Annotated in this window: 19 protein-coding genes; 14 read left to right on the top strand and 5 right to left on the bottom strand. The window is 40.0% G+C overall.

From position 1 onward, the window contains the following. Positions 1 to 45 precede the first annotated feature (45 nt). Together CRO56_RS16870 and CRO56_RS16865 are read left to right on the top strand one after the other, a co-directional pair. Positions 46 to 579, top strand: a complete 534-nt coding sequence (locus CRO56_RS16870; RefSeq protein ID WP_097159797.1) for a DUF1850 domain-containing protein — start codon at positions 46 to 48, stop codon at positions 577 to 579. Next, positions 572 to 2,578, top strand: a complete 2,007-nt coding sequence (locus tag CRO56_RS16865; RefSeq protein ID WP_097159796.1) for a TRAP transporter permease — start codon at positions 572 to 574, stop codon at positions 2,576 to 2,578. Before CRO56_RS16870 ends, CRO56_RS16865 begins: the two co-directional genes overlap by 8 nt. Before the next feature lie 75 nt (positions 2,579 to 2,653). Here the strand turns inward: CRO56_RS16865 and ehuA are convergent, their stop codons facing one another. From ehuA to CRO56_RS16840, 5 genes are all read right to left on the bottom strand, one after another. Next, entirely contained in the window at positions 2,654 to 3,451 is a 798-nt protein-coding gene (gene ehuA / locus CRO56_RS16860; RefSeq protein ID WP_097159795.1) for an ectoine/hydroxyectoine ABC transporter ATP-binding protein EhuA, read from the bottom strand. Continuing rightward, complete coding sequence (gene ehuD / locus CRO56_RS16855) at positions 3,435 to 4,160, bottom strand: ectoine/hydroxyectoine ABC transporter permease subunit EhuD (protein WP_097159794.1); 726 nt, start codon at positions 4,158 to 4,160, stop codon at positions 3,435 to 3,437. The genes ehuA and ehuD overlap by 17 nt, the downstream gene beginning before the upstream one ends. Next, positions 4,157 to 4,813, bottom strand: a complete 657-nt coding sequence (gene ehuC / locus CRO56_RS16850) for an ectoine/hydroxyectoine ABC transporter permease subunit EhuC (protein WP_097159793.1) — start codon at positions 4,811 to 4,813, stop codon at positions 4,157 to 4,159. The genes ehuD and ehuC overlap by 4 nt, the downstream gene beginning before the upstream one ends. A 103-nt stretch (positions 4,814 to 4,916) precedes the next feature. After that, positions 4,917 to 5,792 (bottom strand): ectoine/hydroxyectoine ABC transporter substrate-binding protein EhuB, encoded by an 876-nt coding sequence (gene ehuB, locus CRO56_RS16845; RefSeq protein ID WP_097159792.1) that lies wholly within the window; start codon positions 5,790 to 5,792, stop codon positions 4,917 to 4,919. A gap of 258 nt (positions 5,793 to 6,050) precedes the next feature. Continuing rightward, positions 6,051 to 6,302 carry a WYL domain-containing protein gene (locus CRO56_RS16840; RefSeq protein ID WP_097159791.1) on the bottom strand — a complete coding sequence of 84 codons (252 nt, stop codon included), beginning with the start codon at positions 6,300 to 6,302 and terminating at the stop codon, positions 6,051 to 6,053. 186 nt (positions 6,303 to 6,488) lie between these two features. Between CRO56_RS16840 and CRO56_RS16835 the strand changes: the two genes are divergently transcribed. From CRO56_RS16835 to CRO56_RS16780, 12 genes are all read left to right on the top strand, one after another. Then, positions 6,489 to 7,607, top strand: a complete 1,119-nt coding sequence (locus CRO56_RS16835) for a CdaR family transcriptional regulator (RefSeq protein WP_179714322.1) — start codon at positions 6,489 to 6,491, stop codon at positions 7,605 to 7,607. Between the two features lie 89 nt (positions 7,608 to 7,696). Further along, a complete protein-coding gene (gene glcD, locus CRO56_RS16830) occupies positions 7,697 to 9,148 on the top strand; it encodes a glycolate oxidase subunit GlcD (protein ID WP_097159861.1) in 1,452 nt (483 codons plus the stop codon). Then, positions 9,105 to 10,433 carry a (Fe-S)-binding protein gene (locus CRO56_RS16825; protein ID WP_179714303.1) on the top strand — a complete coding sequence of 443 codons (1,329 nt, stop codon included), beginning with the start codon at positions 9,105 to 9,107 and terminating at the stop codon, positions 10,431 to 10,433. Before glcD ends, CRO56_RS16825 begins: the two co-directional genes overlap by 44 nt. A gap of 180 nt (positions 10,434 to 10,613) precedes the next feature. Then, a complete protein-coding gene (locus tag CRO56_RS16820; RefSeq protein ID WP_097159788.1) occupies positions 10,614 to 11,567 on the top strand; it encodes a GNAT family N-acetyltransferase in 954 nt (317 codons plus the stop codon). Positions 11,568 to 11,605: 38 nt separating this feature from the next. After that, positions 11,606 to 12,652, top strand: a complete 1,047-nt coding sequence (locus CRO56_RS16815; RefSeq protein WP_097159787.1) for a serine hydrolase domain-containing protein — start codon at positions 11,606 to 11,608, stop codon at positions 12,650 to 12,652. A 29-nt stretch (positions 12,653 to 12,681) separates the two neighbouring features. Further along, complete coding sequence (gene nagZ, locus CRO56_RS16810; RefSeq protein WP_097159786.1) at positions 12,682 to 14,283, top strand: beta-N-acetylhexosaminidase; 1,602 nt, start codon at positions 12,682 to 12,684, stop codon at positions 14,281 to 14,283. Positions 14,284 to 14,311: 28 nt separating this feature from the next. After that, complete coding sequence (locus tag CRO56_RS16805) at positions 14,312 to 15,484, top strand: anhydro-N-acetylmuramic acid kinase (RefSeq protein ID WP_097159785.1); 1,173 nt, start codon at positions 14,312 to 14,314, stop codon at positions 15,482 to 15,484. A gap of 96 nt (positions 15,485 to 15,580) precedes the next feature. Next, entirely contained in the window at positions 15,581 to 16,930 is a 1,350-nt protein-coding gene (locus tag CRO56_RS16800) for an extracellular solute-binding protein (RefSeq protein WP_097159784.1), read from the top strand. 79 nt (positions 16,931 to 17,009) lie between these two features. Continuing rightward, positions 17,010 to 17,957 (top strand): carbohydrate ABC transporter permease, encoded by a 948-nt coding sequence (locus CRO56_RS16795; protein WP_245855943.1) that lies wholly within the window; start codon positions 17,010 to 17,012, stop codon positions 17,955 to 17,957. An 11-nt stretch (positions 17,958 to 17,968) separates the two neighbouring features. Next, positions 17,969 to 18,943, top strand: coding sequence for a carbohydrate ABC transporter permease (locus tag CRO56_RS16790; protein ID WP_097159783.1), 975 nt, complete (start codon positions 17,969 to 17,971; stop codon positions 18,941 to 18,943). A 79-nt stretch (positions 18,944 to 19,022) separates the two neighbouring features. Beyond that, complete coding sequence (locus CRO56_RS16785) at positions 19,023 to 19,733, top strand: PIG-L deacetylase family protein (protein WP_097159782.1); 711 nt, start codon at positions 19,023 to 19,025, stop codon at positions 19,731 to 19,733. Between the two features lie 27 nt (positions 19,734 to 19,760). After that, complete coding sequence (locus CRO56_RS16780; protein ID WP_097159781.1) at positions 19,761 to 20,909, top strand: exo-beta-N-acetylmuramidase NamZ family protein; 1,149 nt, start codon at positions 19,761 to 19,763, stop codon at positions 20,907 to 20,909. The last annotated feature ends 8 nt before the right edge of the window (positions 20,910 to 20,917 follow it).

Raw genomic sequence — 20,917 nt, 5'->3', positions numbered from 1 at the left:
TAATTACCCATTCATTTCTGTTAGATAATGCAGGTGGAAAATATGATGAAACACATAATAAGAAAAAAACTGCTCATCATTATCCCCCTCATAGCTTTTATCCTATTCTTTGTCCTTGTCGTTCCTTTCCGGACAGCCCTAGTATTCTATAAAGAAAACACAGAGAAAATTCAAGCCTATCTCCCGATCAATCAGGGAGATACCTTTCAGATTATTTGGAAGCATTCGATTCATTTAACCGATGTAGCAGAAAAATATAAGGTTATAGAGAATCATGAAATTAATCAGTATGAAATCGTTTACGAACATTTTGGAATAGGGATGCCTTCTAACGCAGGGGAAGGGGAAACGTTTGTATATGAAGATGGGAAGTATCATATAAAAGGGATAGATACGGTATTCCCGGCTATGAATATTCGAAATGGAAAAACGGTTTCGGAACATCGGCTTGTATGGGGAGAAAGTGATGAACACATGGTCGAGTTCAATGATTATTTCGAACCTGGCGCATGGTATACAGTAAAAGTCGATCAATTATCCCTATGGCAGTATTTGAAAGGAGTGAAAATCCATGAGTGAAAACATGAGTGAAAACATGAGTGAAATTACAAAAGAGCAACAGGAAGAATTATTACAGAAATATGATGCAGAATCCAATACTCGCAGACTGACAGGAATCGCAGCGAAAGTCGTGTTTTTTGGTTTAATTGCGTTTTCTCTGTTTCAGCTGTATACAGGTTATTTCGGGCAATTAACTGCCTATATTCAAAGAACCGTTCACTTAGGGTTTGCGTTAGCACTTATCTTTCTGCTATTTCCGGCGAGAAGAAAAGGGAATAAACGAAAGATTGCCTGGTATGATTATGTATTGGCATTAATTGCAATTGCTGTCAGTGCTTATTGGCCATTGTTCTATAAAACGCTTGTCCAGCAAATTGGTCAAATCGACACAGCGCAAATGATTGTCGGCGGATTGGCGATCTTACTCGTATTGGAAGCAACAAGACGTGCAGTAGGTTTACCAATTACGATTATCGCATCAATCTTCCTCATTTATGCGATATTTGGCCAATCGATGCCAGGGATGCTGGCTCATCGGGGATTAGATTTAAACCAATTAATTAAAACGATGTTTTTTACAACTGAGGGTATTTTAGGTACTCCTTTACAGGTATCCTCTACTTATATATTCCTATTCTTACTATTTGGATCGTTCCTTGTCCAAACAGGAGTCGGAAACTATTTCAATGATTTAGCGATTACGATAGCTGGACGCCGCATTGGGGGACCTGCTAAAGTGGCGATTTTCTCAAGTGCGCTTCAAGGTACAATATCTGGAAGCTCAGTAGCAAATGTTGTGACAACGGGTTCATATACGATTCCATTAATGAAACGAATGGGGTATCGTAAGGAATTCGCAGGAGCTGTCGAAGCGGCTGCTTCCACTGGGGGACAAATTATGCCTCCGATTATGGGTGCTGCGGCATTCCTTATGATTGAGTTTGCTGGAGTTGGATATTGGGAAATCGCTAAGGCCGCGACAATACCTGCGCTTCTTTATTTTTCGGGAATTTGGATTATGACCCACTTTGAAGCAAAACGTACCGGTTTATTGGGATTACCAAAAGAAGAAATACCGAATAAAAAAGAGATATTCAAAAAGCTGTATTTATTAACCCCAATTTTAGCCATTATTTGGTTCCTATTTATAGGTGTTAGTATTGAGCGGACGGCTTTATATGGAATTGGGATAACGATCTTAGTTAGTTTATTTAGAAAAGATACGAGAATTACCCCACCTAAGTTTATTGCAGCGTTAGTTGATGGTGCCCGTACAGCATTAGGGGTAGCTGCTGCAACAGCCTGTGCCGGTATAATCGTAGGTGTAGTAACGAAAACGGGATTAGGTCTTAAATTGGGGAATAGTCTAGTAAGCTTAGCGGCTTCTATGGCAGATAATCCAAATGTAATCTTATTCCTAACGTTATTCTTTACAATGATTGCATCCATTATCTTAGGTATGGGTGCTCCAACCACAGCTAATTATATCATCACGTCAACCATTGCTTTACCAGCTATTCTGGCACTGAATAGTCAGCTTGAAGTGGCGATCCCTGTACTGGCAGCCCATATGTTTGTTTTCTATTTTGGTATAGTTGCGGATATTACACCTCCTGTAGCATTAGCTGCCTTTGCTGCGAGCGGAATATCCGGCGGGGAACCTATTAAAACAGGTGTCAATGCTTCTAAACTGGCGATCGCAGCATTCATCATTCCATATATGTTCATCTATCAGCCACAATTATTGATGATTGATGCGACCGTTTTACAAATTGTATGGATTATATTTACAGCCATTACCGGGATGATCGCAATCGGTGCAGGATTAATCGGATTCTGGTATCAAAAATTAAATTGGATTGTCAGAATCATAAGTGTTCTAACCGGCCTATTATTAATTTATCCAGAAAAGTATTCAGATTATATTGGTTTAGGAATGTTCATCGTTCTAGTTGCCGTTCAATTAGTATTTAATAAAGATAAAGGCTCCAGTCAAAAAGCATCAGTTGAAGCCTAAAAAAAGGTCAGGCTCTCGCCTGACCTTTTTGTGAAACAAGGGGACGGTTCTTGTGTTTCATTTTGGTCTACAAAACTATGATTTTAAGAATCGGCTCAAAAACGCCTGAAGTCTTTCACTTTTCGGGCTGCCAAAGATTTCTTCCGGACTGCCTTCTTCTTCGATTTGCCCATTATTTAAGAAGACAACTCTGTCTGCAACGTCACGCGCAAAATCCATTTCATGAGTGACGAGGACCATTGCCATGTCCGTTTCCTGTGCGAGCTCCTTGATCACCTGCAGAACTTCGCCTACTAGTTCAGGGTCAAGGGCTGAAGTGACTTCGTCAAATAACATAATCTTCGGCTGCATGACAACAGCCCGGGCAATCGCAACCCGCTGTTTTTGGCCGCCTGAGAGCTGTTCCGGATAAGCATCGAGTTTTTCACCAAGCCCGACTTTTGTCAGCATGTCAACCGCTCTTTCACGGGCTTCCTCTTTGGAAAGACCAAGTACATGGATCGGTGCCTCTGTTACGTTTCTTAAAATAGTCATATGGGGAAAGAGATTAAAGTGCTGAAAGACCATCCCAATGTCTGACCGCATTTTTCGCAAATGTTTTTCATCGGCCTCAACAAGCTTCCCGTTCACTACTTTGTGCCAAAGCAGTTCTTCACCTATCTTAATTACTCCAGATGTTGGTTTTTCCAGAGTCATCAGCATTCGGATAATGGTGGTTTTTCCTGATCCGCTTGGACCGATCAGCGCTACTTTTTCACCAGGTTTAATGTCTAAATTCAACCCTTTTAAAACTTGGGTATTACCAAATTTTTTCGTTACATTATCATATCGTACTAATGGGTTGCCTATATTTTTCTCAGGATGTTTTTTCATGAATTCCCGTTCCGCGATCGCCAAATGTTTTCACCCTTTCCAATCTTTTTGACTTGAACGCAAGCTTTGATCTCTTTTCAAGTTTGTTAATCAAAACTGCTGATGGATAACTTAACAATAAAAATAAAATCCCAGTAATTGTAATCGGTTCTAGATATTTAAAATACTCGGCTCCTATTAATTGCGCTTTTTGCAAAAATTCGCCGACACCGATTGCCATTAAAAGGGGAGTTTCTTTAAAGAGCACGAGCAAATAGTTGCCCATCATCGGAATAACTGGCGGGATGGCCTGTGGAAGAATCACCCTTGACCATGTTTGCATCTTCGTAAAGTTCAGTGCTTTGGCCGCTTCCCATTGTCCTTTTGGTATCGAGTCTATTCCGGAGCGGTACACTTCAGAAAGATAAGTACTGTAATGAATTCCTAACGTCAAAATTCCCGCCGTATATTTATCCAGAGAAATTCCGATGGACGGTAACGCAAAAAAGACAAAGAACAGCTGAACTAAAGGAGGCGTGCTTCTGACAAACTCTATAAAGCAATAAGTGATTAAGGATAGCGGTTTGAAATTCGATCTTCTCGCAAAGGTAAGAACGAGACCGAGAACCAAAGAAACGATGTATGCACCAAACGTAATGCCAATTACGAGCCAGATGGCTCCTGCGATTTCGGGGAAAATTTGTATAGCAAAATTCCAATCCCAAGTCATGTTTTAACCACTCCTCTTGATGCATTCTTTTCCAACTTCCTTGCTATGAAAATAAGCGGGAGCGCGATGACAAAATATAATACTAGCAGTAATACAAATACTGGCATGGTATAACTGATGTTTGTGTTTTGAATAATCAAACCTTTATAGGTTAAATCTGTGAGCGTAATCATTGATACGAGCGATGTTCCTTTTAATAACTCGATCGAAATGTTTCCAAAACCGGGAAGCATAATGCGGAGTGCCTGCGGCAGAATGATCAGTCTTAACCGCTGCCAGCGGCTCATATTCAGTGCAATAGAAGCCTCCGTTTGTCCATGGGGAATCGCCAAAATCGCACCCCGGACAATTTCAGATGCATAAGCTCCGTAATTAAGCCCTAATGCAACCACTCCCGCCAAAAATGGAGAGAATTGAATGCCGAATGCCGGCAAGGCGAAAAAAATCCAAAATAGCTGAACAAGCAAGGACGTGCCCCTGAATAGTTCCACATATATCACAGTTATTTTTCTGACAATGGAAAATCTTGAAATACGCCCCAGTCCAGCGGCAAATGCGATGAAAAATGCCAGGATTGCCGATGCCATCAAAATTTCTATTGTTACGATTAAGCCTGGCAATATTTTCGGTAAAATATCAAGATATGCGCTTATATTAATGGTTCATCACTCCTTACAATCTATTATTTTGTTTTCTTCCTATAATAGAAGAAGACAGGCGCCCTCCCTGAGAGCGCCTGTCTTTGCATCTACAAAACTATCTTTTACAAAGCTGCTCTGTTGTCATATCGCCTGGCAAATCAGCTTCTGTAAAGCCGAAATCACTAATTATGTTCAAGAGCTCTCCTGAGTCTTTCAGCTTTTTAAGTTCTTCGTTATAGGCATTAAGGAGCTCATCGTCGCCCTTTTTGAAGGCTGCCGCTCCATAACCGCGGATGCTTTCTCCATTAACGATTGGCTGTTCAAAGTCTTCAACCCGGTCAATATTTTGTGCATTCGCCGTTTCGAGAGCGGCTTCCAATGTTGGGCCTGTCATAGTGATGACGTCCACACGGCCCGATTCAAGCGCGGTAATATTAGAAGGAATATCCTGGACAATTTCCAATTGGCTTTCCTTCACACCAACCGCCTTTAAATAATCAATTTCGATGGCGCCGTTCATGACACCTACCTTGACATCTGGATTGTTGGCGATGTCTTCATAGCTATGCAAATCAAAGGGATTTCCTTTTTGAACAGCAAGAGCTTCACCAATACTGTATTCCGGTTCTCCAAAGGCAACTTCCTCGCATCGTTCCGGCGTGATGTACATGCCCGCAGTAATGACATCAAATTGTCCCGCTTTTAAACCACTTATTAGGGAACTAAATTTCGTTAACTTTCCTTCCATTTCTTCAATTCCCATTTCTTTGAAAACCGCGCGGGCCACTTCGACCGCTTCTCCAGTCAAATTGCCATTTTCATCCTCATATGCATAAGGCTTTTCGCCTGCGAAGCCAACAACGATCTTGCCTTCTTGCTTTGCTCGTTCAAGCGTGGATAAATCTCCGTCAGTGTTTGATGTTGTTATCGAACATGCAGTCATAACCAGCATTAAAAAAGTAAGACTAAATGCAAAAAATATGTTCTTCATTATTCAACCCCCTGCAATAAAGTGTAACGTGAATCAAAACTGTCAGACAAATCCGATTATTCGTGTTTATTAAGAATTATTTGGGCTCACACAATGTCTGCCCCATAAGACAACGGGATAACTCAAAATTATTAGCAAATACTCCCATATCCTTCCCAATCTGCAGGAAAATAAAGGTGAAACAAAGGGACGGTTCTTGTGTTCACAAGAACCGTCCCCTATTTTCATCATTTTTATTTCCAAGGCAATTTTCGACAATCAACTGGTTTTTGATTTTTTGCTGTAAGAGAAATGTTTGTGCTTCCGTTCCATATAGACAGGAAATGCAGACAGGACTTGATCAATCTGAAAGGTGCGAATTTGATCACGAAAATAACAATATGCTTTAACTTGATTATCCTGAATCTCAAGTATTTTAATTTTCCTTTGGGTAAGCTGTTTCTGTTTGGATTCATAGATAATTTCCACTATTTTGCCTTCAATCATCCATTTTAAAAGTTTGTTTTGCATTTCCGTCACCTCTTTGTAAATACTATATACGAACATCCGTTTGCATATCAAGTGTATTTTACTGGTAAAGCCCTATAATCTTATCAATCAATATGCCCCAAATACTGCAAATCCATATTATAATAAGAAAAAAGATACAAAAAAATGCCTAATATAAATGAATTGATACACTTACGGGGGATAAAGATGCTGCTAAATGAAGGACTAGCCCAAAAAATTGTCATTGAAGTACAAAAATTAATAAATGAGAGTGTAATCTTAACTGATATAGAGGGAATAATCCGGGCAAGTACAGATCCAAGCAGAATCGGGAATTTCCATGAAGGAGCGCTTTTAGCAATCCAAGAAAAAAAGGCGATCCACATGACCGAGGAAAAAGTGAAATCTTTACGGGGAGTTAAGTTCGGGATTGTGATTCCTTTATTTATGCATGGAAAGCCACAAGGGGTCATTGGAATAACAGGCATTCCTGAGGTTGTGGCACCCTATGCTCATTTATTGCAAAAGGTGACTGAGCTTTTTATCCAAGATAACGCGTATCGGGAAGAACAGGAAAGATTAGCACGCGAATTAGAACTGTTTGTTTTTGATTGGCTCCATACCAAGATTTGGGATCAAGATCTAATCGACCGGGCAGCCTTTTTCCAAATAGATATGTATTCTTTTCAGCAAGTCATTGTATTTAAATCGATGCAAGAACCATTCAAAATTCTTTACTCTGATTTTAAGGAGATTATTAAGCTTTGGGGTGTGTTGGAAGATGCTTTAATTATCCGCTGGGGCCAGGAAAAACTGCTGGTTTTTATCCCATTGCGTACACAAAGTATCAAAAAACAAGAGGTAGAATCTTTAAGAAAGATTCTAAAACGATTCACTAAGGGAAAGTTATTGGCTGGGGTTGGTCAGGTTGTTAACCCTGTGGAAATTAAGGTTTCCTTTCAACAAGCAGAACGTGCGGGTGCGGCAGCTGCGGAGGCGAGAGAAATTGTTTATGAACAAGATCTTCAGTTTGATATCATCCAATATGCAATATCAGATGAGACGAAACAAGAATTTATTCAAAGAACGATTCAGCCAATTTGCAGTGATGAAATATTATTAAAAACCTTACGCATTTGGTTCGAATGTAACTTATCCCATAAAGAAGCCGCAAAGGATTTGCACATTCATATTAATACACTTCATTACCGATTGAAAAAAATTGAAGATCTTACTGCTTTAAATTTAAAAAATACCCATCATTTAGTGATGCTGTACATTTCTTATCTATTTTTGTATAAAGATACAAAAAATAGCAGGATATAAGCCGTTAATTTGTATACATGCACATAGATTTACTAGCTTGTACAGCCTTATACTGTAATGTAAGCACTTACATTAAAGGGGTGGGGACTATACTAACGGATCAGTTGATTACTCTGTTTGAAGAAATTGTAGGGAAAGAGAATGTGCAAACATCTTCAGTGCATAGACTCGCCTATTCCTATGATGCGACTGCACAATTTCAGGCAATGCCGGATGCAGTGTTATCCCCGAGGAATACAAAAGAAGTATCCGAAATTGTTCGTCTTTGCCAATCTAAGAAGATTCCGATTGTCCCAAGAGGATCTGGAACGAATTTAGCAGCAGGGACTGTTCCTTCATCAGGCGGGATTGTCCTTTTGTTTAAGCATATGAATAGTATCCTGGAATTAGACGAAGAAAACTTAACGGTCACGGTGCAGCCAGGAGTTATCACAAAGGATTTAATTGAATATGTTGAGCAATTTGATCTTTTTTATCCGCCAGACCCAAGTTCTATGAAAATTTCAACGATTGGCGGAAATATCAATGAGAATTCTGGCGGATTAAGAGGACTTAAATATGGTGTTACACGGGATTATGTATGCGGGTTAGAGGTGGTGCTCGCAAATGGTGATATTATCCGAACAGGGGGCAAACTCGCAAAAGATGTAGCGGGATATGATTTAACTAGTCTTTTTGTCGGTTCAGAAGGAACACTGGGCATCATAACAGAAGCGATTCTGTCACTAATCCCTAGACCTGTCTATAAAGAAACAATGCTAGCTTTCTATGATTCTTTAGAACAGGCAGCGGAAACAGTCTCCAGTATTATTGCAAATAAGATTATTCCGGCGACATTGGAATTTATGGATCAGGCAACTCTTGAAGTTATAGAAGAATTCGCAAAAATCGGTTTGCCGACAGATGTGGAAGCGGTTTTGCTTATTGAGCAGGACGGTAAAGAAGAATCTGTTAAACGTGAAATGGAACAAATTGAACAAATTTGCAGAGAGAATTATGCCAGAAATGTGAGCGTTGCAAAGGATGAGAAAGAGGCAGAAGAACTAAAAACAGCACGGCGCGCTGCACTCTCAGCTCTCGCACGGAAAACGCCTACTACGATTTTGGAAGATGCCACTGTTCCCCGTTCTAAAATTGCTGAAATGGTTAGAGCGATCCGGCGGATAGCAACGAAATATAATGTAACGATTTGCACCTTTGGTCATGCGGGAGATGGCAATCTGCACCCTACCTGCCTAACAGATGTAAGAAATATGGAAGAAATCGAAAGAGTTGAACAAGCATTTGCGGAAATATTTCAAGCTGCTATTGAATTAGGGGGAACTATCACTGGCGAGCATGGAGTAGGAGAAATGAAAGCACCCTATTTAGAATGGAAGCTTGGAAAAGAAGGTATTGAAGTGATGAAGAAAATCAAGGATGCGCTCGATCCAACTCATATTTTCAATCCTGGTAAAGTATTTGCAAAAAGTGCGAAAAAACGGGTGGTGGTATCAGGTGGCAGCGACAGCACTAGGGCAAAGGATCCATCAGGGATTTAAGGAAAAGATTGATGAGGAAAGCCTGCTAGATTGTATGCGTTGCGGTTTTTGTCTGCCAGCTTGTCCTACATATATTCAAACGGGACATGATGAAACGCATTCGCCCCGAGGTCGGATTGCGTTAATAAAGGCTGTTCGGGATGGAATGATTCAATGGGATGACGATGTAGAAAATTCACTTAATGTTTGTCTAGGCTGCCGTGCCTGTGAGCCGGCATGTCCTGCGGGAGTCCAGTATGGTCATATTTTGGAGAATGCAAGAGAAGTCATTAATGAGGCAAAGCCAAAAGGGGTGCTTGAAAAAACTGTCAGGAATGTAGCTTTTGGGCACTTATTTAATGATAAGACAAAAATGAGTAAAGCAACTGGCTTACTGCGTTTCTATCAAACATCAGGTCTGCAGACGGTCACAAGAAAAATAGGATTTTTAAAGTTATTTCCTGATACGATGCGACAAATGGAGAAGGTATTGCCTAAAGTTCCAAATCAAAAGGAAATAATGAAAAGAGCAAGCTTTTTTCCTGCAATTTGCGACAAAAAAGCCACAGTAGCTTTTTTTACTGGGTGTTTAATGGATACTATGTTCACTGGTACGAACAATTCTACCATTTCGCTTTTGCAAAAAGCAGGATGCGAGGTTTGGATTCCAGAACAGCAAGCCTGCTGTGGAGCGCTTCATGCCCATAGCGGAGAAAAAAATAATGCGGCCCGGCTGGCAAAACAAAATATCGAAGCGTTTGAAAGTCTAAAAGCAGATTACATAGTTAACAATGCTGGAGGATGCGGTGCCTTTTTATATGATTATCCATTTGTTCTAGAAAAAGATCCTGACTGGAAAGAGAGAGCCTTAGTTTTTCAAGCGAAAATCATAGATATTTCGAGTTTGCTTACAAAACTAGAGTTTAATCAGTTAAAGCTAAAAGCTTATAACCAGATAACGGTGACTTATCAGGATTCATGCCATCTAAGAAATGTAACAAAGGTTATTCAGCAGCCGAGGGATCTGATTCAGTCTATTGGTAATGTGGAATATATAGAGCTTGATGGCGCGGATTCTTGTTGTGGTTCTGCCGGGATTTATAATCTGATTGAAAATAAAATGTCGATGAAGATATTGGACGACAAAATGAAAAAGGTTAAGCGGACGAATGCAGCTGTAATTGTTACTTCAAATCCCGGCTGTCTCTTACAAATGAAATTAGGAATTGAACGGGCTGGTTTGTCAGAAAAAATCACGGCGGTTCATTTAGTGGATTTTTTAGCTGACTATGTGGAGATCGAATAATAATAAGCAGTAATACTAGTCGGGGATAAAATGAAGGTTTGAAATAAAATTTTAAATTAACTGAAAAAACTTTAAAATATAGAACCTATGGATTAATATAGTATATAAAGAATTTTCTAAAAATAACGTCATGCTATTTTCCTAGTATTGATGGAGAAAAATGGGGAGGGGGATGGAAAAATGGAGTTTATTTCTTGGAATAAAGAACATCTAGATGATGTTCTTCGGTTATGGAATCAGGAAATAGGCAATCAATTCCCCTTAAGAAAAGAATTATTGAGACAAAATAGCTTTCTTGATCACAATGTAACCTTTGGTGGCTCCTGGATTGCCCTTAATGAGGATGAAAAGGTAATAGGTTTTGTCATAGCGAAAAAATGGCAAGAGGATTTAGATATTCCTATGAATCCTGAAGTTGGCTGGATCCAAGTATTATTGGTCGATTCTGCTTACCGGAACCAAGGAATTGGCTCCAAATTACTAAAAAAAGCAGAAGAGCTATTAAAGAATAATGGAATCAAAACGCTTCACCTTGGCAGAGATCCTTGGCATTACTTCCCTGGGATTCCCAATGAGTATAAAGTCCTAAAAAGCTGGTTTGAGGACCGGGGCTATACATACATGGGCAATGAATTCGATGTAATATGCCACTATTCCGATCATGAAAGTGTTCCAGTACCAAACTTTGAAGATGTTGCGTTTTCCTTGTTATGCAGCGATGAAAAGACAGATTTACTAGATTTTCTTCATCGCTGCTTTCCCGGAAGGTGGGAATACGAAGCGATTCATTATTTTAATAAAGGCGGAATTGGCCGTGAATTCGTTGTAGCGAAGAAAAACGGAAAAATAATCGGCTTCTGCCGAATCAACGATGCCAAATCCCCTTTTATTGCACAAAACGTATACTGGTCACCTTTGTTTGAAGAAGAATTAGGTGGGATCGGACCGCTAGGCATAGATCGTAATCAACGGAAAAATGGATATGGACTTGCGATTGTTCAGGCTGCCATCCACTTTTTAAGGCAACGTGATATTAAACATATTGTTATTGATTGGACCGGATTAGTCGAATTTTATGGAAAACTAGGATTTAAGCCTTGGAAATCATATGCCCAATATACAAAAAGTCTATAGAAATACTTATTTGGTACGAAAACCAGGGGGGAATTGAATTGAAAGATAAAGTGCTCGCCTTTTTACAAAAAGAAATTGAACTTGAAGCGATCCCCGGTGCGGTTATTCATGTTTCCTATCAAGATCAGGTGATCTTACAAGAAGCAATTGGTCATCGGGTAGTTTTTCCAGAAAAACAGCCTTTGGAAATCGATACTGTTTTTGACCTGGCTTCGTTAACAAAAGTAGTGGCATCTTTACCTGTTACTTTAAAGCTATTAGAAACTGGGCAAATAAGACTAGATGATCGTGTTGCTTATTTTCTCCATGATTTCGGAAAAAATGGTAAAGACTCGATTACAATCCGACATTTGCTCACCCACACGTCAGGTTTGCCGGCACATAAAGAATATTTTCTTGAATCCTTAACGACAGAACAAATTGTTGACCGGATTAATAAGCAAGAGCTCGTTGCGCCAATCGGGGAACGAGTCATTTATAGTGATCTGGGAATTATTACTTTATATCAGGTCATTGAAAAAATAACAGGGGACAGATTTGAACAATATGTCAAAAAGCAAATTTTTGAACCCCTGCAAATGACGGAAACTGGATTTAATCCAGCCTTTAATGAAAATCGGTATGCAGCAACAGAGTATAGTGAGAAACTAAAAGATTATAAAAAGGGAATTGTTCATGATGATAATACAGAAAGCATGGGTGGCATCAGCGGTCATGCAGGTTTATTTTCGACAGTTAATGATTTAGCTAATTTTGCCGCTATGATTGAAAGTAACGGCGTTTTTCAGGGGAAGCGAATTATTTCAGAAGAAGCGGTTGAATTATCAAGAAAAAATTTCACACCCTTTGACAGTGAATTTAGGGGGCTTGGCTGGATCTTAAAAAGTCCGACCTATTCTTCTTGTGGCGATTTCTTCTCAAATCGTTCATATGGTCACACTGGTTTTACAGGAACAAGTATATGGTTTGACCCAGAGATTAAGCTGCACGTTATTTTATTGACTAACCGAGTTCATTATGGCCGGAAGGACCCAATATTAAGATTGCGTCCGCGTCTGCATAATATTATTCGAACGAGTATTTAATTTTTTTGAACGTAAAAGGGGACATGATAATGGGACTTACTGATATACAAAAAAAAGTCGGACAGCTGATGGTATTTGGATTTAAAGGGAAAACAGCATCACCTGAGATTAAAAAGTTAATCCGGGAGCATCATGTCGGAGGAGTAATACTCTTTGGGAGAAACATCGGTACACCTGAAGAGGTATTGAAACTGACGACTGAACTGCAGCGTGAAGCTAAAAATGCAGGTCATAGTCATCCGCTTCTAATTTGTATCGATCAAGAAAATGGGGTTGTTCGGCGTCTGGGTGAAGGAACAACGATATTTCCCGGCGCGATGCTGTTAGGCGCGACGGATCATCCCGAGAATGCCTATGCAATCGGGGCTCTAACAGGAAGAGAATTAAAAGCGTTGGGAATTAACTGGAATTTGGCGCCTGTTTTGGATGTAAATAATAATCCGGACAACCCGGTAATCGGGGTTCGTTCATTTGGTGAGTCTCCAGAGAAGGTATCATTATTTGGTCAGCAAGCGATGAAAGGGATGCAGGATGCAGGTGTTATTACGACATTAAAGCATTTCCCTGGCCATGGGGATACAAACGTTGATTCTCATTTAGATCTTCCTGTGATTTCGCATTCGATGGAGCGGTTAGAAAAAGTAGAATTAAAGCCATTTGCTGACTGTATCAATCACGGCGCCGACACTGTCATGAGTGCTCATGTTTATTTTCCTGCGATTGAATCAGCCGAAAATGTACCAGCTACCTTATCGAAAAAAGTGATTAAGGGACTTTTACGAGAAAAGCTCGGATTTAATGGAGTCGTTACGACCGATTGTATGGAAATGAATGCTATTTCCGAAACAATCGGAACGGCACGCGGAGGAGTAGAGGCTATTAAAGCAGGTGTCGACCTCATTATGGTCTCTCATCTTCATACCCGTCATTTTGAAACATTAAAAGAAATTTTGGAAGCAATTAAATCAGGAGAAATCACAGAGGCAACTGTTGATGAAGCTTACGGTCGGGTGATGAAATTAAAGGAAAAATACTTAAGCTGGGATCCGATAAATCTGGATAAGATTGAAGTTTCACCTGAAGTAGGAAGTCTGCACCACGAATTAGAAGCTCTAGAAGTCTTTCGGCAAGGCGTAACAGTCGTTAAAAATGAAGGAAACATTTTACCGCTGCCGCTAAATGAAGAACATCGGGTTTTAGTTGTTTTCCCTGAAAATAACACAAGATTGCAGGTTGAAGATAAAAAATATTTGAATCTGGCATTAGGTGATGCAATTCGGGATATTCAGCCTGCTGCTCAGGTAATAAGACTTTCGAATCCGCCAACAGACGAGGAAATTCAAAACGCCGTTTTAACTGCGAAGGATTTCGACACGGTAGTGGTTGGAACATTAACAGTGCAAGCGGATGATCAGCAGGTCAGTTTAGTAAAGGCATTAGAAAAAGAAGGAAATCGAGTCGTTGTAATAGCTACAAGAAGCCCGTATGATTTGGCTTATTTTCCAACGATTCCTGCCTATATCTGCACCTATGAATTTACCTATCCGGCACTAAAAACAGCTGCCGCCGCGATTTTTGGCCAAACAAATGTGAAAGGGAAGCTGCCAGTAACATTACCCTATTATTCATAATGGGTAATGGAGAAAGGGGGGATTAAAGATGCCAACCGCCTCAAGCCATTATGTAGTCGGACTAATGTCGGGGACTTCGTTAGACGGGATCGATGCTGCACTTATCAAAATTACCAGCCAAGATGACAGCATCAATATAACACCCGTTCAGTTTTCAACTTTACCTTATACGAAGGAAATGAAGGATAAACTCTTACAGCTATGTGATCCTGAGATTTCTAGGTTAGAAGACTTATCTAATATGAATTTTCTTTTGGGTGAACTATTTTCTTGTGCTGCCCTAAAAGTGATTGAACAATCCGGGATCAAACGGGAGGAAGTTTTACTGATTAGCTCACACGGGCAAACAGTCTATCACCAGCCTTCAGCAGTTTCAATCGCAGGCGAATCGATTACATCTACCTTACAAATTGGAGATATTGGAGTGATTGCCGAGAGAACAGGGATAATGACGGTTGGAGACTTTAGAACACGGGATATGGCTGCTGGAGGGCAGGGTGCACCATTAGTCCCATATGCAGATTATCTTCTTTTTAAAGAGAAGAAGTTTGGCCGTGTTCTCGTTAATATTGGCGGAATTTCAAATATCACTGTACTTCCGCAAAATCCGGCGCCAGAAGATGTAGTTGCCTTTGATACAGGCCCGGGAAACATGATTATTGATGCCTTTACCAATTGGGCGACAAATGGGGCGCTAGATTATGACAAAGATGGTTCTTTGGCTGCTAAAGGAACGATTAACCAAAAGTGGTTAGAAGAGCTCCTGCAGCATGCTTATTTTAAGCTCGCTCCGCCAAAAAGTACAGGCAGAGAATTATTTGGAACTGAGTATGCCAAGAAGTTATGGGAGCAGGCTCACGTGAAAGGGATCAGCCATGTTGATAGGATTGCCACTATAACAGAATTAACTGCTGTCACCATTGCCCAAGACATTCAGTCCTACATTAAATCTGGAAATATAAAAGAGGTTTTAATTAGCGGGGGAGGACGATTCAACCGTACACTCCTGTCACGAATTAGCTTTCATCTTCCAATGGAAGTTGAAATACATGGAACTGAGGTACAAGGTATACCTTCAGATGCTAAAGAAGCAATCGTTTTTGCATTATTAGGGTACCAATGCTATTACAAAAAACCAAATAATCTGCCTGCTGCAACTGGAGCAAAGCGACCAGTTGTGATGGGGAAAATTGCTTGGTAGAAAAAGCTTGAAGGGGGGAGAGAGCTTTTTTATAAGTCTATTTATTTATGAAACTCTATTTTTCAACGAAATACTTACTTTAAGGGGGAAAAATGTATGAAAATGAAGCTTAAAACGATGAGTTTAATGCTTGTCCTTGTTTTGGGGCTGGGTTTTTTAGCCGCATGCAGTAATGAGGGCGAAGATAGTGAAGGGAATGATGAAAAGCTTGAGGACTGGACAGGTACAATTACAATTTGGGATGGTCCTCGCTGGGCTAAAGCAGATGATCCAGATGAAAACAAATTTTTCTGGATTGAAGAAAAAATTGAAGAATTTGAAGCTGAACATGAAGGTGTTGAGATTGAACTTGTACAAGTTCCTTGGGCTGAACTCCCAGATAAATTAGGAGTTTCGATTGCCGGTCAAGCATGGCCTGACATTGCACCTGTTGATATCAGCGGAAGTGCTGTAAGTATTGATCATATTGAACAAGGGGTTATAGAACCAATTGGTGATTTCTTCACTGAAGAGGAATTAGCTGATTTTTATCCAAACGCTATAGATGCTTATACATTTGACGGAAAGTTATACGGCATTCCTAACTCTATGACGGTCCATGCAATGCTGCTTAACCTTGATTTATTTGAAGAGGCTGGAGTTACACCGCCAGAAAACGGCGAATGGACATGGGAAGAGTTTGTTGATGCTGCTGAAAAATTAACGTTCGACCGTGATGGCGATGGAACAATTGATGTCTATGGATTCTCTACGTATATCCTGCCTGGTTATTATGAAGCATGGCCTTTCTTCTACATGAATGGCGGTCAGCCTTTAAGTGATGACCTTTCTGAGTTTACATTTGATGAGCCAGAGGCTGTCGAAGCAATGCAAGCTCTAGCTGATCTTAAACTTGTAAATGAAGCAGCACCAGTATCAATGGGTGGAGCTGACGTAGGAGGAACCTTCCAAGCATGGGCTAATGCAGAACAGCGTACGGTTGCGATGGAACCATGGGCCACTTGGGCGATTACATCTGCGCAAACTGCTTTTCCAACTAACTTTATGGTAGCTAACTATCCAACTGGTTCTACAGGTGAGCCTGTAACAATCGGAGGAGTTGGCGGATGGACAATGTTCCACCAAGAGGATGAAGGTAAGAAAGCAATGGTAGCTGAATTCATGAAGTCTATTTCGACAACTGACGAACAATTCAGAATGGCGCAAGAATATGGGATCTTCCCTGCACGGGTCAGTGCTGCAGAAATGGATCCTTATGCAGACAATCCTGAAATGGCACGGGCTCAAGAAATGTCTACACAAGTTGTGATGTTACCTAGGCATCCAGAATGGAAGAAAATTGACGAAGCAATCCAAACTGAATTACAGCTAGTCTTCAATGGCGAGAAAACAGCCGAACAAGCCATGAAGGATGCGGAAGCTCTTGTTCAAGAATTATTAGAATAATCGTTTAGTATGAAATGAATTGGTGGACTAGAGCTGTCGGCTTTAGTCTGCCAATTTCATGATGATTGGGGGCCCAACTGTGATACCCGTACAAAAAAATCTTCCAATAAAAGAATCAAAGAATAGTAGATGGTTCGAACTTAAAAGAAAAACGAAAAAGACCTTACGGGATATGAAAAAAAATTATCCAGCTTATCTATTCTTATTGCCAAAGCTTGTGCTATTTACGACATTTATTGCCATTCCAGTAGTTTGGGCTTTCTTACTCTCATTCCAAGAATATAAAATTTTTGGCAGTGTATTTGTAGGGCTTGATAACTACGTCAAGGTCTTTGAAAGTAAAGCGTTCGGAATAGCACTCCGCAATACATTTGTGTATACTCTCGTAACGGTTCCATTTAACGTAATCAGTGCACTCGTTATTGCCACCTTAATCCATTCTCTAGGGAGAGTTGCGCAAAGTTTCTTTCGAGCAGCCTTTTATCTGCCAACCGTTGCCTCAGGAGTCATCATTGCGATGGTTTGGCGCTGGATGTATAACTATGAGTTTGGTCTTTTTAACTATGTGATCGGCTGGTTTGGCGGAGAGCCTATAAACTGGCTTGGCCAGTCTAATAGTGCATTATGGGCAATCATTCTCATGCAAATATTAATACCTTTTGGTGTCGGTATTATCTTCTATTTGGCATCAATGGGATCGATTTCAGAATCACTTTATGAAGCTGCTACGATCGATGGGGCAAATGCATTTCAGAAATGGATACGTATCACTCTGCCACTTTTGAAACCATCAACACTTTATTTAGTGTTATTAAGCACGATTGGTTCATTTCAAGTATTCACTCAAATAATAATGATGACAGGCGGCGGACCAGGTAGTGCGACCGAAACCCTAGTACACTTAATCTACAAAACAGGATTTAGGGATTTCGAGTTTGGGTTAGCTTCTGCTCAATCGGTTGTGCTTTTTGTAATTATTTTGTTCTTCTCAATCATCCAGTTCCGCGTATTGCGGCATGACGAATAGGAGGGAAACAAATGAAGTCATCTACAGGATTAAAAAGGATTAATAAAACGATTGCCTACTTTCTCTTAACAATATTTGCAATTGTTTCCCTCTTGCCTCTATATTGGGTATTCAGTACATCGTTACAGCTTAGCAGTTATCAAGATGAAGAATTAGAACGGCAAGTTTCTTATGTGGATTCGAATCCGCCAAAAATGTATCCAATGGGGATTCCAGAGTATTTTGAACATTGGAAGAAGGCTCGGGATGCAGAAGCAAATGGGGATATGGAACAAGCACAATACCACAGGGATATCATGTCTTCTATTATTGATAACACATTTGAAGGCTTTGAAACACTATTTAATAAAAACAATATGGGATTGTGGTTTTTTAATAGTATTTATATTGCTGTCATTGTTACGCTTGGAATTTTACTCTTTGATTCAATGGCCGGTTATGTTTTGGCAAAAAAAAGGTTTCCTGGAAGGAATCTGATCTTCTGGATTATTATTTCGACGATGATGATTCCTGGACAAGTTACATTAGTCCCGATGTTTATCAAGGTCCGTGATCTTGGACTGATGGATACACACTGGGCCCTGATTCTTCCAGACTTATCGATGGTATTTGGTGTCTTTTTAATGCGACAGTTCATGTATTCCATTCCGGATGAGTTATTAGATGCGGCCAAGATTGATGGCGCAGGTGAATGGAGGACATTTTGGAAAATTGTAGTTCCTTTGGCCAAGCCAGGAATGGCTGCACTTGGAATCTTTACATTTATGAATGTGTGGAACTCTTTCTTATGGCCGATTATCGTTTTAAGCGAAGCTGATCTATATACATTACCAGTCGGATTAAAATCATTACAGGACGCAAATCTAGTCAGTTTTAAGCTCCTTATGAGCGGAGCTGCGATTGCTGCGATTCCTATGATTATCGTATTTATTCTCTTCCAGCGTCATTTTGTAAAAGGTTTGACGCTTGGCGGGGTGAAGGAATAATTAATCTTGAAAAAAGAGAGAATGATCTGTTCTCTCTTTTTTTCCATCAATACCTAAAAATATAAAGGAGGACGCTTCCATGTCAAAACAGCATATCATGCTTGTTGGTGCTCATTGTGGGGATATGGAATTAGCAGCAGGTGCAATTGCACACAAATATGCCAAAGCTGGACATAAAGTTACGTTTCTACATTTAACTGCAGGTGAAAAAGGAAATCCGCCTCATCTTTCAGTCGAAGAATATCGGAAGCAAAAGATAAAGGAATCTGAGGAAGCCGCAAAAATAATTGGCGCTGAAACTATCACACTGGATTATAAAGATGCGGAATTAAAAATTAATGATGAAACAATTGCAACTGTTGCCAAGCTAATTAGACAATTAAAGCCAAATCTTGTTATAACTCATTGGACCGACAGTATTCATCCTGACCATGCCGCATGCCCAAAAATTATTGAAGCTGCATGGTTAAAGTCAGCATTACCGGGTTTTGAGATGGATGGGTTAGAACCTCACGGCATGAGAGCGTTTCTACATAGTGAAAACTGGGAGGATCCAAATTATGATCCTGATATTTATATCGATGTGACAGAAGAATTCGATACTTACCTAGAGGCCATTTCAAAATATTGGTTCGTAATGAATTCTAAATCATTTCGATATTATGACTATTATCAGGCACTTGGTATTACAAGAGGGTGCTTAAATCGAACAACCTATGCACAAACATTAAAATATCCAGAAGGATTTAATATCCGAAGAGGGAAAGAAATACCAGGCTTCCCAGTATAATATATTAAATCTTGTGGAGGTGATGGAATGAGGCTAGGTTTAGATAGTTTCATAGAAAAACAGTATAAACTATTTACTGGTAAAAGGATCGGCCTTGTTACGAATATGACTGGAGTAAATGGAAGGCTGGTTCCGACTATTGATCTATTTTATGAACACCCCGATATTGAATTAGTGGCTCTTTACGGTCCGGAGCATGGGATTAGGGGAGACGCAAAAGAAGGAGAAAAAGTTGAATCATCTACTGACCCTTATACAGGTCTTTCTGTTTATAGTTTATATGGGACAACGAAAAAACCTACCAAAGAAATGCTCGAGCCGGTTGATGTGATTGTATTTGATTTGCAGGATATTGGGGCGCGTTATTATACCTTTATATATACGATGGCCTATATGATGGAGGCATGTGCTGAATATGGAAAGCACTTTGTGGTTTTGGACCGTCCTAATCCCATTTCTGGTTCTAGTGTTGAAGGGAATTTAGTAGAGGAGGATGTCCGTTCCTTTGTCGGGCTGTATCCCATTCCTAACCGGCACGGAATGACCGTCGGAGAGATGGCCCTATTATTCAAGCATGAGTTTGGATTGAACTGTGAATTAACGGTTGTTCATATGGAAGGCTGGAAAAGGAGCATGTATTTTGATGAAACTAAGTTTTTTTGGGTCCCTCCTTCTCCAAATTCAACTGGAATAGATATGAGTATTTTATATCCTGGTACTTGTTTAGTAGAAGGAACTAACCTTTCCGAAGGCCGTGGAACAACGAAACCATTTGAATACGTTGGAGCCCCATTCATTGATGGATATCGATTAGCAAAGGCATTTAACGGGAGAAAAATACCTGGTGTTTTGGCGCGCCCAACCTCGTTTATTCCTGTTTATCAAAAGTATAAAGATCAAATATGCGGAGGGGTACAGCTTCACATTGTTGATAGACATAATCTTCATTCTCTTAAAGCGGGATTGTATCTGTTAGAGACAATAGCCGAGATGTACAATCAAGAGTTTCAGATTGTACAGCATCAGAATGGAAGGTATATGTTTGATCTTTTGAGCGGGACGAAATCATTAAAGAAATTGCTTGTAAGCGGTAAAACGAGTGATTTCCTGGAGAACTGTGAAGAGCAGTCTGAACTATTTCAAAAGCAAAGAGATCCTTATCTTATATATAAATAGGAAGGTAA

Origin of the sequence: Bacillus oleivorans (genome assembly GCF_900207585.1) — a bacterium.
GTDB lineage: Bacteria > Bacillota > Bacilli > Bacillales > JC228 > Bacillus_BF > Bacillus_BF oleivorans.
The sequence above is the reverse complement of the archived record's forward strand: the minus strand, read 5'-3'. Positions and strand labels throughout refer to the sequence as shown.